We start from the raw sequence: 11,872 nt of genomic DNA on the forward strand, positions 1-11,872 counted from the left end.
CATTACCTGCCCCACTCCCCTTCGCGTCACGTGTTATTCGGTTTCCAGATCGATATCGATACCGAGCGAACGGATCTCTTTGATCAACACGTTGAAGGACTCGGGCATGCCCGGCTCCATACGGTGATCGCCATCCACGATGTTCTTGTACATCTTGGTACGGCCGTTCACGTCGTCCGACTTCACTGTGAGCATTTCTTGCAGGGTGTATGCCGCGCCGTATGCTTCCAGCGCCCACACTTCCATCTCCCCGAAACGCTGACCACCGAACTGCGCCTTACCACCCAGCGGCTGCTGGGTAACCAGGCTATAGGAACCAGTGGAACGCGCGTGCATCTTGTCGTCCACCAAGTGGTTCAGCTTGAGCATGTACATGTAACCAACGGTCACAGGACGCTCGAACTTGTTGCCGGTACGGCCGTCGAACAGCACCATCTGGCCGCTCTCTGGCAGGTCGGCCAGCTTCAGCATGGCCTTGATCTCGCGCTCCTTGGCACCGTCGAAGACCGGGGTAGCCATCGGCACGCCCTTCTTCAGGTTGTTGGCCAGAGCCATGATCTCTTCGTCGGTGAACTCGTCCAGGTTTTCCTGGCGACCGCCGATCTCGTTGTAGACCTCGGTCAGGAACACGCGCAGTTCAGCGGCCTTGCGCTGCTCTTCGATCATGCGGTCGATCTTCTCGCCCAGGCCCTTGGCCGCCAGGCCCAGGTGGGTTTCGAGGATCTGACCGACGTTCATACGCGAAGGTACGCCCAGCGGGTTCAGTACGACGTCGACCGGAGTACCGTTGGCATCGTGCGGCATGTCTTCGACCGGCATGATCACCGAGACAACACCCTTGTTACCGTGACGACCGGCCATCTTGTCACCTGGCTGGATGCGACGGCGGATTGCCAGGTAAACCTTGACGATCTTCAGTACGCCCGGTGCCAGGTCATCGCCCTGCTGCAGCTTGCGCTTCTTGTCTTCGAACTTGTCGTCCAGCAGACGGCGACGGTCGACGATGTACTGCTGAGCCTTTTCCAGCTGCTCGTTCAGTGCATCTTCGGCCATGCGCAGTTTGAACCACTGGCCGTGCTCCAGACCGTCCAGCACTTCGTCAGTGATCACGGTGCCTTTCTTCAGGCCCGCACCACCGTCGACCACCTGGCCGTTCAGGGCAGAACGCAGACGCTCGAAGGTTGCGCCTTCGACGATGCGGAACTCTTCGTTGAGGTCCTTGCGGATCTCGTCCAGCTGCATCTTCTCGATGGCCAGGGCGCGGCTATCGCGCTCGACGCCATCACGGGTGAAGACCTGTACGTCGATGACGGTACCTTTGGTGCCAGTTGGCACGCGCAGGGAGGTGTCCTTAACGTCGCTGGCCTTCTCACCGAAGATTGCGCGCAGCAGTTTTTCTTCCGGAGTCAGCTGGGTTTCGCCTTTTGGCGTTACCTTGCCGACCAGGATGTCGCCAGCGCCGACTTCGGCACCCACGTAGACGATACCGGCTTCGTCCAGCTTGTTCAGTGCGGCTTCACCCACGTTCGGGATGTCCGCAGTGATTTCCTCTGGGCCAAGCTTGGTGTCACGCGCCACACAGGTCAGTTCCTGGATGTGGATAGTGGTGAAGCGGTCTTCCTGAACCACACGCTCGGACAGGCAGATGGAGTCTTCGAAGTTGAAGCCGTTCCACGCCATGAACGCGATGCGCATGTTCTGACCCAGTGCCAGTTCACCCATGTCGGTGGACGGGCCGTCGGCCATGATGTCGCCACGCTGAACCTTGTCACCCTTGCTGACCAGCGGACGCTGGTTGATGCAGGTGTTCTGGTTCGAACGGGTGTACTTGGTCAGGTTGTAGATATCCACACCTGCTTCGCCGGTTTCCACTTCGTCGTCGGCAACGCGGACAACGATACGGCTGGCGTCGACCGAGTCGATCACACCACCGCGGCGAGCAACCACGCAGACACCGGAGTCACGGGCAACGTTGCGCTCCATGCCGGTACCTACCAGCGGCTTGTCGGCGCGCAGGGTCGGTACAGCCTGACGCTGCATGTTCGAACCCATCAATGCACGGTTGGCGTCGTCGTGCTCGAGGAACGGAATCAGCGACGCAGCGACCGAAACAACCTGCTTCGGCGAAACGTCCATCAGGGTGACGTCTTCCGGCGCCTTGACGGTGAATTCGTTCAGGTGACGAACCGCTACCAGCTCATCGATCAGCTGCTTCTTCTCGTTCATCGCGGCGGAAGCCTGGGCGATGACGTGATCTGCTTCTTCGATGGCCGACAGGAACACGATGTCGTCGCTGACCACGCCTTCCTTCACCACGCGGTACGGGCTTTCCAGGAAGCCGTACTGGTTGGTGCGGGCATAGGCTGCCAGGGAGTTGATCAGACCGATGTTCGGACCTTCAGGAGTCTCGATCGGGCACACGCGGCCGTAGTGGGTCGGGTGTACGTCACGGACTTCGAAGCCGGCGCGCTCACGGGTCAGACCACCTGGGCCGAGTGCGGAGACGCGGCGCTTGTGGGTGATCTCGGAGAGCGGGTTGTTCTGGTCCATGAACTGGGACAGCTGGCTGGAACCGAAGAACTCTTTCACCGCCGCCGCAACCGGCTTGGCGTTGATCAGGTCTTGCGGCATCAGGCCTTCGCTTTCCGCCATCGACAGGCGTTCCTTGACCGCGCGCTCGACACGCACCAGGCCAACGCGGAACTGGTTCTCGGCCATTTCACCGACGCAACGCACGCGACGGTTACCCAGGTGGTCGATGTCGTCGACGATGCCTTTGCCGTTACGGATGTCGACCAGGGTCTTCAGAACCTCGACGATATCTTCCTTGCTCAGCACGCCCGAACCTTCGATCTCGGTACGCCCGATACGACGGTTGAACTTCATGCGGCCAACGGCGGACAGATCGTAACGCTCGGCGCTGAAGAACAGGTTGTTGAACAGGGTCTCGGCTGCATCCTTGGTTGGCGGCTCGCCAGGACGCATCATGCGATAGATCTCGACCAGAGCTTCCAGCTGATTGCTGGTGGTGTCGATCTTCAGGGTGTCGGAGATGAACGGACCGCAATCGATGTCGTTGGTGTACAGGGTCTCGATGCGGACAACCTGTGCCTTGGCGACCTTGATCAGCAGCTCAGTGGTCATCTCGGTGTTGCATTCGGCCAGGATTTCACCGGTGGCCGGGTGCACGATGGCCTTGGCAGTGGTGCGGCCCAGGACGTATTCCATTGGAACGTCGAGCTGCTTGACGCCGGCCTTCTCGAGCTGATTGATGTGGCGCGCAGTAATACGACGGCCCTGCTCGACAATGACCTTGCCGGTATCGTCATGGATGTCCATGACGGCAACCTCACCACGCAGACGCTGCGGCACCAGTTCCAGGCTGAGTTTTTCGCCGGAAATGTGGAAGACGTTGGTGGTGTAGAAGGTGTTCAGCACTTCTTCAGTGCTGTAGCCCAGGGCACGCAGCAGCACCGAAGCCGGCAGCTTGCGGCGACGGTCGATACGTACGAACACGCAGTCCTTCGGGTCGAACTCGAAGTCCAGCCAGGAACCGCGGTAAGGGATGATGCGAGCGGAGTACAGCAGCTTGCCGGAGCTGTGCGTCTTGCCACGGTCGTGGTCGAAGAACACACCAGGCGAACGGTGCAGCTGGGAAACGATCACACGCTCGGTACCGTTGATAACGAAGGTACCGTTTTCAGTCATCAGGGGGATTTCACCCATGTAGACTTCTTGCTCTTTGATGTCCTTGATCGCTTTGTTCGACGATTCCTTGTCGAAAATGATCAGGCGCACCTTGACCCGCAGTGGGACCGCGAAGGTCACGCCACGCAGGACACATTCCTTCACATCGAAGGCGGGTTCGCCCAGGCGATAGCCTACGTACTCCAGGGCAGCATTGCCGGAGTAGCTGATGATCGGAAATACCGATTTGAAGGCCGCGTGCAGGCCGACGTCGCGGAACTGATCCTTGGATGCTCCCGCTTGCAGGAATTCGCGATACGAATCCAGCTGGATGGCCAGGAGGTAAGGCACATCCATGACGTCCGGCAACTTGCTAAAGTCCTTGCGGATACGTTTTTTCTCAGTGTATGAGTAAGCCATCAGCGTTCCCCAGCTTGGTCACCTGCTTGTTTGGCTTCTCCCGGCGGGAGCAGCCAGAAAATCGTGCAAACCCCTTGGTTTGCGCACCCACATGGGTGTCTTGCAGCTTGCTATCGGGGCCGGCCTGACCGACCACCAATAACGGAAAAAGGCCGGTGGCATAAGCCACCAGCCATCAGCCCTTCGCTCAACGCTCGGACTGGAGTCGCAAGGTCGAGATTACTTCAGCTCGACTTTAGCGCCAGCTTCTTCCAGCTTTTTCTTCGCGTCTTCAGCGGCTTCTTTCGAAACGCCTTCAGCGATAACCTGAGGAGCGCCGTCGACTTTCTCTTTGGCTTCTTTCAGGCCCAGACCGGTCAGTTCACGAACGGCCTTGATCACGTTTACTTTCTTGTCGCCAGCTTCGGTCAGAACGACGTTGAACTCGGTCTGTTCTTCAACAGCGGCAGCAGCGCCAGCAGCTGGGCCAGCGGCAACAGCGGCAGCAGCGGTAACGCCGAAGGTTTCTTCCATCGCTTTGATCAGTTCAACAATTTCCAGAACGGTTTTCTGGCCGATCGCTTCGATGATTTGTTCGTTAGTCAGAGACATGACTTAAATCCTGTATTGGGGTGACAGCCTACGCAGCCATCAAATTAAACGTGTGATTTTGAAAGAGTTGCGTGTGCCTTAGGCAGCAGCAGCTTCTTTCTGGTCGCGCAGAGCTGCCAGGGTACGAGCCAGCTTGCTGGTTGCACCTTGGATTACGCTCATCAGCTGTGCGATAGCCTCGTCGCGAGTTGGCAGGGTTGCCAGCACGTCGATCTGGTTAGCGGCAAGGAACTTGCCGTCGAACGCAGCTGCCTTGATCTCGAACTTGTCCTGACCCTTGGCGAACTCTTTGAACAGACGAGCAGCAGCGCCCGGGTGTTCGTTGGAGAAAGCAATCAGGGTCGGGCCTTTGAACGCGTCGTTGAGGATCGAGAATTCGGTGCCTTCAACAGCGCGCTTGAGCAGGGTGTTACGTACGACACGCACGTATACGCCAGCTTCGCGGGCCTCTTTACGGAGTCCGGTCATTGCGCCTACAGTCACACCACGGGCATCAGCCACGACAGCGGACAGAGCGACTTTGGCAGCCTCGTTGACTTCAGCGACGATGGCCTTCTTGTCTTCGAGTTTAATTGCCACGGGTTTACTCCTGGTTTTTACCGTTTCATCTGGCCGAAGCCGGATGTCGTTTTGGTGTCTGATTCGGTAACGAATCGGGAGCACCATCTGCGTGGGCTGGTTTTTTAAGGCTTGCGCCGCCTACGGTCTTGGATAGCCCCCGCCAGGCAGGGACCCCAATTTTTGCTGGTGGCGCGACAGGTCGCGCCACCAAGTACTTACACGTTCAGCGAGCTCTGGTCGATGACCAGACCTGGGCCCATGGTGGTGCTCAGGGTAACGCGCTTGACGTAGATACCTTTCGAGGAAGCCGGCTTGATACGCTTCAGATCAGCGATCAGGGCTTCAACGTTTTCCTTCAGCTTGCCAGCTTCAAAGCCGATCTTGCCAACGGAGGTGTGGATGATACCGTTCTTGTCGGTACGGTAGCGAACCTGACCAGCCTTGGCGTTCTTGACGGCGCCGGCTACGTCTGGGGTTACGGTACCCACTTTCGGGTTAGGCATCAGGCCGCGAGGACCCAGGACCTGACCCAGCTGACCTACAACGCGCATGGCATCAGGCGATGCGATGACGACGTCATAGTTCAGGTCGCCGCCTTTCATTTCGGCAGCCAGATCGTCCATACCTACGCGGTCAGCGCCGGCAGCCAGAGCGGCTTCAGCAGCTGGACCCTGGGTGAAGACAGCAACGCGAACGGTCTTGCCAGTGCCGTGCGGCAGCACGGTAGCGCTACGTACGACCTGGTCGGATTTACGCGGGTCAACACCGAGGTTAACGGCGATGTCGTAGGATTCTACGAACTTGGCAGCCGGCAGCGAAGCCAGCAGATTGGCCGCTTCTTCGAAGTTGTAGGCTTTGCCTGCTTCGATTTTCTCGGCGATTGCCTTTTGGCGTTTGGTCAGCTTAGCCATTACACACCCTCCACGTTCAGGCCCATGCTGCGGGCAGAGCCAGCGATGGTGCGTACAGCAGCGTCCAGGTCAGCGGCAGTCAGGTCAGCCTGTTTGGCTTTGGCGATGTCTTCCAGCTGAGCGCGGGTAACGGTACCGACTTTAACGGTGTTCGGGCGAGCCGAACCACTGGTCAGGCCAGCAGCTTTCTTCAGCAGAACCGAGGCAGGGGTGCTCTTGGTCTCGAAGGTGAAGCTACGGTCGCTGTAGACAGTGATGATCACAGGAGTCGGCAGGCCGGCTTCTTGACCCTGGGTACGGGCGTTGAAGGCCTTGCAGAATTCCATGATGTTCACACCGTGTTGACCCAGTGCTGGACCAACGGGTGGGCTTGGGTTGGCCTGGCCGGCCTTAACTTGCAGCTTGATGTAAGCCTGAATCTTCTTAGCCATGAGCTACTCCAAAATCGGGTACGAACGCCTGATGGCTCCCCGGATGACTTGCGTTTTATCCCAGTGACGACAAAACCCCGCAGCACACAGGGCTGCGGGGTATGGGATGCTGCGTTCGCCTAGACCTTTTCGACCTGGCTGAACTCGAGCTCTACCGGAGTAGAGCGACCGAAAATGAGCACTGCAACCTGCAAGCGGCTCTTCTCGTAATTGACCTCTTCGACGCTACCATTGAAGTCTGCAAACGGACCATCAATGACGCGAACCACTTCACCTGGCTCGAACAACGTCTTCGGCTTCGGCTTGTCACTACCGTCGGCAACCCGACGCAGGATAGCTTCGGCCTCTTTATCGGTGATCGGCGCAGGCTTATCTGCAGTACCACCGATAAAGCCCATCACGCGAGGGGTATCCTTGACCAAGTGCCAAGTCCCTTCGTTCATCTCCATCTGGACCAGAACATAGCCAGGGAAGAATTTACGCTCGCTTTTGCGCTTCTGGCCATTGCGCATTTCGACGACTTCTTCGGTCGGGACCAGGATCTCGCCGAAACCGTCTTCCATGCCAGCCAGCTTGACGCGCTCGATCAGGGAGCGCATTACATGCTTCTCGTAACCCGAGTAAGCATGCACAACATACCAACGCTTAGCCACGGGACACCTTTAGCCAACGATCAAGGAGACCGCCCAGCCGAGCAGGGAATCAAGACCCCACAACAGCAGTGCCATAACCAGCACGACAGCCACGACAATCAGCGTGGTCTGGGTGGTTTCCTGGCGGGTCGGCCACACGACTTTACGAATCTCGGTTCGAGCTTCCTTCGCCAGCGCAAAGAACGACTTGCCCTTCACGGTCTGCAGAGCTACAAAGCCCGCGACAGCAGCCAGGACGAGAAGTGCAAGAACGCGATACAGAATCGGAGATGCGGAGTAATACTGATTACCCACTACACCGACAACCACCAAAGCCACTACAGCCAGCCACTTGAACAGATCAAAACGCGATTCTTGGGCTTCAGTTTTGGGAGTCATCGAGGAGGATCCTGTGAGAAGAAAGCCATCACACCGAGGTGAAATGGCAGGTCAGGAGGGAATCGAACCCCCAACCTACGGTTTTGGAGACCGTCGCTCTGCCAATTGAGCTACTGACCTGTAACGCTGTATCAGGCCGGCCATTATACCGGCCTGATCATGTAAATCAACTACTTATTCAATAATTTTTGCTACGACGCCGGCGCCGACGGTACGACCGCCTTCACGGATAGCGAAGCGCAGACCGTCTTCCATTGCGATGGTCTTGATCAGGGTAACAGTCATCTGAATGTTGTCACCTGGCATTACCATTTCAACGCCTTCCGGCAGTTCGCAGTTACCGGTCACGTCAGTGGTACGGAAGTAGAACTGAGGACGGTAGCCCTTGAAGAACGGAGTGTGACGACCGCCTTCTTCCTTCGACAGGACGTAGACTTCTGCGGTGAACTTGGTGTGCGGCTTGACCGAACCTGGCTTGACCAGAACCTGGCCACGCTCAACGTCGTCACGCTTGGTACCACGCAGCAGAACGCCGCAGTTCTCGCCAGCACGGCCTTCGTCCAGCAGCTTGCGGAACATTTCAACACCGGTGCAGGTGGTGGTGGTGGTGTCACGCAGACCAACGATTTCCAGCGGGTCTTGAACCTTGACGATACCACGCTCGATACGGCCAGTAACAACGGTACCACGACCCGAGATCGAAAATACGTCTTCGATCGGCATCAGGAATGGCTGGTCGATGGCACGAACTGGCTCAGGGATGTAGGCATCCAGAGTTTCTACCAGCTTCTTGACAGCGGTAGTGCCCATTTCGTTGTCGTCTTTGCCTTCCAGCGCCATACGAGCCGAACCGATGATGATCGGGGTGTCGTCGCCTGGGAAGTCGTAGGTGGACAGCAGGTCGCGAACTTCCATCTCGACCAGTTCCAGCAGCTCGGCGTCGTCTACCAGGTCAGCCTTGTTCAGGAAGACCACGATGTACGGAACGCCTACCTGACGGGACAGCAGGATGTGCTCACGGGTTTGTGGCATCGGACCATCGGCGGCCGAGCAAACCAGGATCGCGCCGTCCATCTGGGCAGCACCGGTGATCATGTTCTTCACGTAGTCAGCGTGACCTGGGCAGTCAACGTGAGCGTAGTGACGAATGTTCGAGTTGTACTCGACGTGAGCGGTGTTGATGGTGATACCGCGCGCTTTTTCTTCCGGAGCCGAGTCGATTTTGTCGAACTCAACGACTGCCGAACCGAATACCTCGGAGCAGACGCGAGTCAGAGCTGCGGTCAGAGTGGTCTTACCGTGGTCAACGTGGCCGATAGTGCCGACGTTAACGTGGGGAAGGGAACGATCAAACTTTTCCTTAGCCATCGATACAATCCTCCGCAGAAGAAATAGTCTTGCGCTGATAAAACAAAGGCAGATATTTTCATATCTGCCTTGTTTATATGGAGCTCTTGAGCGGACTTGAACCGCTGACCTCACCCTTACCAAGGGTGTGCTCTACCAACTGAGCTACAAGAGCGAAACACTTTGTGCAAAATCCAGCAAACTTGGAGCGGGTAGCGGGAATCGAACCCGCATCATCAGCTTGGAAGGCTGAGGTTCTACCACTAAACTATACCCGCGGAGCTTGCGGCTCTCGCTAAAACTGGTGGAGGGAGAAGGATTCGAACCTTCGAAGCTCTCGCAACGGATTTACAGTCCGTCCCCTTTGACCGCTCGGGAATCCCTCCAGATGTGGCCGGCATTCTATTTGTCTGCCGTCCTAGTGTCAAGCATTTTTTCAAATTTTTTCAATCAAATCTGAAACTTAGCTGCTTTGACACCGCTTCCAGCTCTACCACCTGAGTGGTGTTCCCTGTGAAGCGGGCGCCATTCTATCAAGCTATTCGCCAGTTGCAATACCCTGGCAGAAAATAATTTTGTGTTTTAAGTCTTTGAAATCATTGGAAAGAGCGGCAAGCACCGTTTGGTCCAACAAACGCTCGCTTTCCGGTGCAACCTTGAGCCAGCGACCATCCGCACCAGGCAACTGCCCAACCACCGGGAGCGTGGCTATATCCAGACTCAACAGACGCTGACGCAGCGCCTCGAGCTCCCCCTGCCCCATCACGCCACCGACTACCAGGCACTCATCCCGGCGCTTGGGCGGTGTCGATACGCCTGTTTCACGTAACAGGCGGATTTCCTGCTGATTCCCCTTGTACAGCGACAGTGGGGCGACTTCCTTGACCTTCAGCGGGGCTTCCTGCTGATGCCATACGTAATAAAAGACGTTGAGCACCAGCAACAACAGAAACAACCAACGCATAGGCACCTCAATCCAATGGGCAGGCCATGGCCAGGCCAACGAAAACCAGGTCTGGCACGACACGCGCCTGCGGCACAGCCTCCCTCACCAGCGGAGCATCGCCACCTGTAAGGAACACTGCGAAATCCTCTCCCCACAAGGCACGCGCCTGATCGAGCTGGGTACGCGCAAAACCCTGGAGCATCAATACGCAGCCACGTTCGACCGCTTCGACAGTCGAGCGCCCAGGCGCCAGGCTGGTCAATGCACGCTCGGCAGAAGCATCGTCATAACGGATACGCCTGGTATGCGTGCGCAACTGGCTGCGCATCAACGGCATACCCGGACAGATATAGCCACCCAGGTGCTCGCCATCCGCAGCAACGAAATCCGCTTTTGCGGCTGTCCCCAAGTCAATGACCAGACAAGCACCTCTGGCCAGGTGGAACGCTCCCAGCGCTGCCAACCAACGATCCATGCCGAGGCGCTGGTAATCGTCATAGCCATTGCGCACACCGGCCATTTCCCGGGCCGGGTGAGCCACTAGCGCCTGCACGGCAAATGCCCGAGAAATCAATGCGCAAAGCGCATCGGTTTCATCCTCACTGCGCACACTGACAATACGGCAACCGGTTAAACGCACAGAAGCCAGCGCAGCCACTTCAGCCACCAAGGCCTGATCGGAGTCGACGATACCGCCGCTCTCAATCGCCGCATCAGTGACATGGATTACCCGCCACTTGATGAAGCTGTTACCGCAATCGAGCTCAAGAATCATCACGCAACCTCAAACTGAGCTCACCACCACTGAAGCTCTTTTCCACCCCGTCTACCTCAAGGCGCAAGCCGCCCTGCCCGTCGACGCCTAGAACCACGCCATCAATACGTGTGCTACCGGCGATCAGTGAAACGTTACGCCCCTGCCAGAGGTGCGCCTGTTCCCATTCTTCCTGGAACGCGGCAAAGCCATAGCGACGATGCCGGGCCAACTCATGCTGCAACTGCTGGCTGAGCAGCGCGACCAAGCGGTTACGGTCAATTGCCACACCTACTTCACGGCGCATGGACGTCCATTCCTGGTCGACCTGATCATTGGCCTGCATGTTCACATTGATACCGATACCCAACACCACATGACAGACATCTGCCGGGTCTCCTACCAGCTCCAGGAGAATGCCGGTAATCTTCTGCCCACGCACAAGGACATCGTTGGGCCACTTGAGGCCCACATCCTTTACCCCAAATGCCTGCAGTGTACGCATTACCGCCAACCCCACCACCAGACTCAGGCCCTCGAGCTGGCGCATGCCGCCATCCACACGAAGCACCAGGCTGTAATAGAGGTTTTCGGCAAACGGGCTGACCCATTGCCGACCGCGCCGGCCACGGCCGGCGCTCTGCCGTTCGGCCAGAACCAGAAACGGAGCCGACTGCCCTCCACCTGCCAGGCGCAGGCCTTCGGCATTGGTCGAGTCGATAGTCTCATGAATGAAAACCGGCCACTGCTCACCCGCAGCAAAACTGGCGATTGCCTGTGCATCGAGCAAAGCCAGTGGCGCGGCCAACTGATAGCCGCGCCCACGAACCTTGTGAATGGTGAGGTTCAGTTCACTCTCCAGATGCTGCAGCTGCTTCCAAACGGCGCTGCGACTCACCCCGAGGGCTGCCCCCAGAGCTTCTCCGGAATGGAACCGGCCATCCTTGAGAAGATTCAACAACTTCAGCATGCCAGTCTCGACTTGGAATAAGGCAGGCATGATAGCTATGGGCTGTTGGCTTGCATAGGAAAAGGGCCTGTCGGCAAGGGCGAGCAGGCTTTGCTGTAGCTTCTTGTGGCGATCTGTGTAGGCGCAGCTTTAGCCGCAAAGCAGGCGACGCCAGGCTCCGCTTTTGCCGGTGTTCGCAAGCGAACCCGTGCCCACAAGGGGGGCGCGATTGTTTTGGCGGCGC

General features: G+C 57.7%; 11 protein-coding genes and 4 tRNA genes. All 15 read right to left on the reverse strand.

What is annotated here, in order from left to right; translation table 11 throughout:
* Positions 1 to 33 precede the first annotated feature (33 nt).
* Complete coding sequence (gene rpoB, locus HU760_RS22060; protein ID WP_186678991.1) at positions 34 to 4,107, reverse strand: DNA-directed RNA polymerase subunit beta; 4,074 nt, start codon at positions 4,105 to 4,107, stop codon at positions 34 to 36.
* A 219-nt stretch (positions 4,108 to 4,326) separates the two neighbouring features.
* On the reverse strand, positions 4,327 to 4,698 hold the full coding sequence (gene rplL / locus HU760_RS22065; protein ID WP_013970630.1) for a 50S ribosomal protein L7/L12: 372 nt from the start codon (positions 4,696 to 4,698) through the stop codon (positions 4,327 to 4,329).
* A gap of 78 nt (positions 4,699 to 4,776) precedes the next feature.
* A complete protein-coding gene (gene rplJ, locus HU760_RS22070) occupies positions 4,777 to 5,277 on the reverse strand; it encodes a 50S ribosomal protein L10 (RefSeq protein WP_003257082.1) in 501 nt (166 codons plus the stop codon).
* A 197-nt stretch (positions 5,278 to 5,474) separates the two neighbouring features.
* The gene (gene rplA, locus HU760_RS22075) at positions 5,475 to 6,170 is read right to left on the reverse strand and encodes a 50S ribosomal protein L1 (RefSeq protein ID WP_170027987.1); all 696 of its coding nucleotides are present in this window, start codon (positions 6,168 to 6,170) and stop codon (positions 5,475 to 5,477) included.
* Positions 6,170 to 6,601 (reverse strand): 50S ribosomal protein L11, encoded by a 432-nt coding sequence (rplK, locus tag HU760_RS22080; RefSeq protein ID WP_003255500.1) that lies wholly within the window; start codon positions 6,599 to 6,601, stop codon positions 6,170 to 6,172. Before rplK ends, rplA begins: the two co-directional genes overlap by 1 nt.
* Positions 6,602 to 6,720: 119 nt before the next feature.
* Positions 6,721 to 7,254, reverse strand: coding sequence for a transcription termination/antitermination protein NusG (gene nusG, locus HU760_RS22085; protein ID WP_003255501.1), 534 nt, complete (start codon positions 7,252 to 7,254; stop codon positions 6,721 to 6,723).
* Positions 7,255 to 7,263: 9 nt separating this feature from the next.
* Positions 7,264 to 7,632, reverse strand: coding sequence for a preprotein translocase subunit SecE (gene secE / locus HU760_RS22090; RefSeq protein ID WP_186678992.1), 369 nt, complete (start codon positions 7,630 to 7,632; stop codon positions 7,264 to 7,266).
* Between the two features lie 44 nt (positions 7,633 to 7,676).
* Positions 7,677 to 7,752, reverse strand: a tRNA-Trp gene (locus HU760_RS22095).
* Positions 7,753 to 7,806: 54 nt separating this feature from the next.
* Positions 7,807 to 9,000 carry an elongation factor Tu gene (gene tuf / locus HU760_RS22100; RefSeq protein WP_026144793.1) on the reverse strand — a complete coding sequence of 398 codons (1,194 nt, stop codon included), beginning with the start codon at positions 8,998 to 9,000 and terminating at the stop codon, positions 7,807 to 7,809.
* Positions 9,001 to 9,078: 78 nt separating this feature from the next.
* Positions 9,079 to 9,154 (reverse strand) — tRNA-Thr (locus tag HU760_RS22105).
* Between the two features lie 29 nt (positions 9,155 to 9,183).
* Positions 9,184 to 9,257, reverse strand: a tRNA-Gly gene (locus HU760_RS22110).
* 24 nt (positions 9,258 to 9,281) lie between these two features.
* Positions 9,282 to 9,365: transfer RNA gene (locus HU760_RS22115), tRNA-Tyr, on the reverse strand.
* A 152-nt stretch (positions 9,366 to 9,517) separates the two neighbouring features.
* Entirely contained in the window at positions 9,518 to 9,943 is a 426-nt protein-coding gene (locus tag HU760_RS22120; protein WP_186678993.1) for a hypothetical protein, read from the reverse strand.
* Positions 9,944 to 9,950: 7 nt separating this feature from the next.
* On the reverse strand, positions 9,951 to 10,700 hold the full coding sequence (locus HU760_RS22125; RefSeq protein ID WP_186678994.1) for a pantothenate kinase: 750 nt from the start codon (positions 10,698 to 10,700) through the stop codon (positions 9,951 to 9,953).
* Positions 10,690 to 11,649 carry a bifunctional biotin--[acetyl-CoA-carboxylase] ligase/biotin operon repressor BirA gene (gene birA / locus HU760_RS22130; RefSeq protein WP_186678995.1) on the reverse strand — a complete coding sequence of 320 codons (960 nt, stop codon included), beginning with the start codon at positions 11,647 to 11,649 and terminating at the stop codon, positions 10,690 to 10,692. Before birA ends, HU760_RS22125 begins: the two co-directional genes overlap by 11 nt.
* Positions 11,650 to 11,872 lie beyond the last annotated feature (223 nt).

The sequence above is a fragment of the Pseudomonas oryzicola genome (assembly GCF_014269185.2).
Classification (GTDB): domain Bacteria; phylum Pseudomonadota; class Gammaproteobacteria; order Pseudomonadales; family Pseudomonadaceae; genus Aquipseudomonas; species Aquipseudomonas oryzicola.

Excerpts from the sequence above, each read along its gene's own strand:
- rpoB (WP_186678991.1), bottom strand. The coding sequence starts at position 4,107 with ATGGCTTACTCATACACTGAGAAAAAACGTATCCGCAAGGACTTTAGC.
- rplL (WP_013970630.1), bottom strand. The coding sequence starts at position 4,698 with ATGTCTCTGACTAACGAACAAATCATCGAAGCGATCGGCCAGAAAACC.
- rplA (WP_170027987.1), bottom strand. The coding sequence starts at position 6,170 with ATGGCTAAGCTGACCAAACGCCAAAAGGCAATCGCCGAGAAAATCGAA.
- rplK (WP_003255500.1), bottom strand. The coding sequence starts at position 6,601 with ATGGCTAAGAAGATTCAGGCTTACATCAAGCTGCAAGTTAAGGCCGGC.
- secE (WP_186678992.1), bottom strand. The coding sequence starts at position 7,632 with ATGACTCCCAAAACTGAAGCCCAAGAATCGCGTTTTGATCTGTTCAAG.
- tuf (WP_026144793.1), bottom strand. The coding sequence starts at position 9,000 with ATGGCTAAGGAAAAGTTTGATCGTTCCCTTCCCCACGTTAACGTCGGC.
- HU760_RS22120 (WP_186678993.1), bottom strand. The coding sequence starts at position 9,943 with ATGCGTTGGTTGTTTCTGTTGTTGCTGGTGCTCAACGTCTTTTATTAC.
- HU760_RS22125 (WP_186678994.1), bottom strand. The coding sequence starts at position 10,700 with ATGATTCTTGAGCTCGATTGCGGTAACAGCTTCATCAAGTGGCGGGTA.
- birA (WP_186678995.1), bottom strand. The coding sequence starts at position 11,649 with ATGCTGAAGTTGTTGAATCTTCTCAAGGATGGCCGGTTCCATTCCGGA.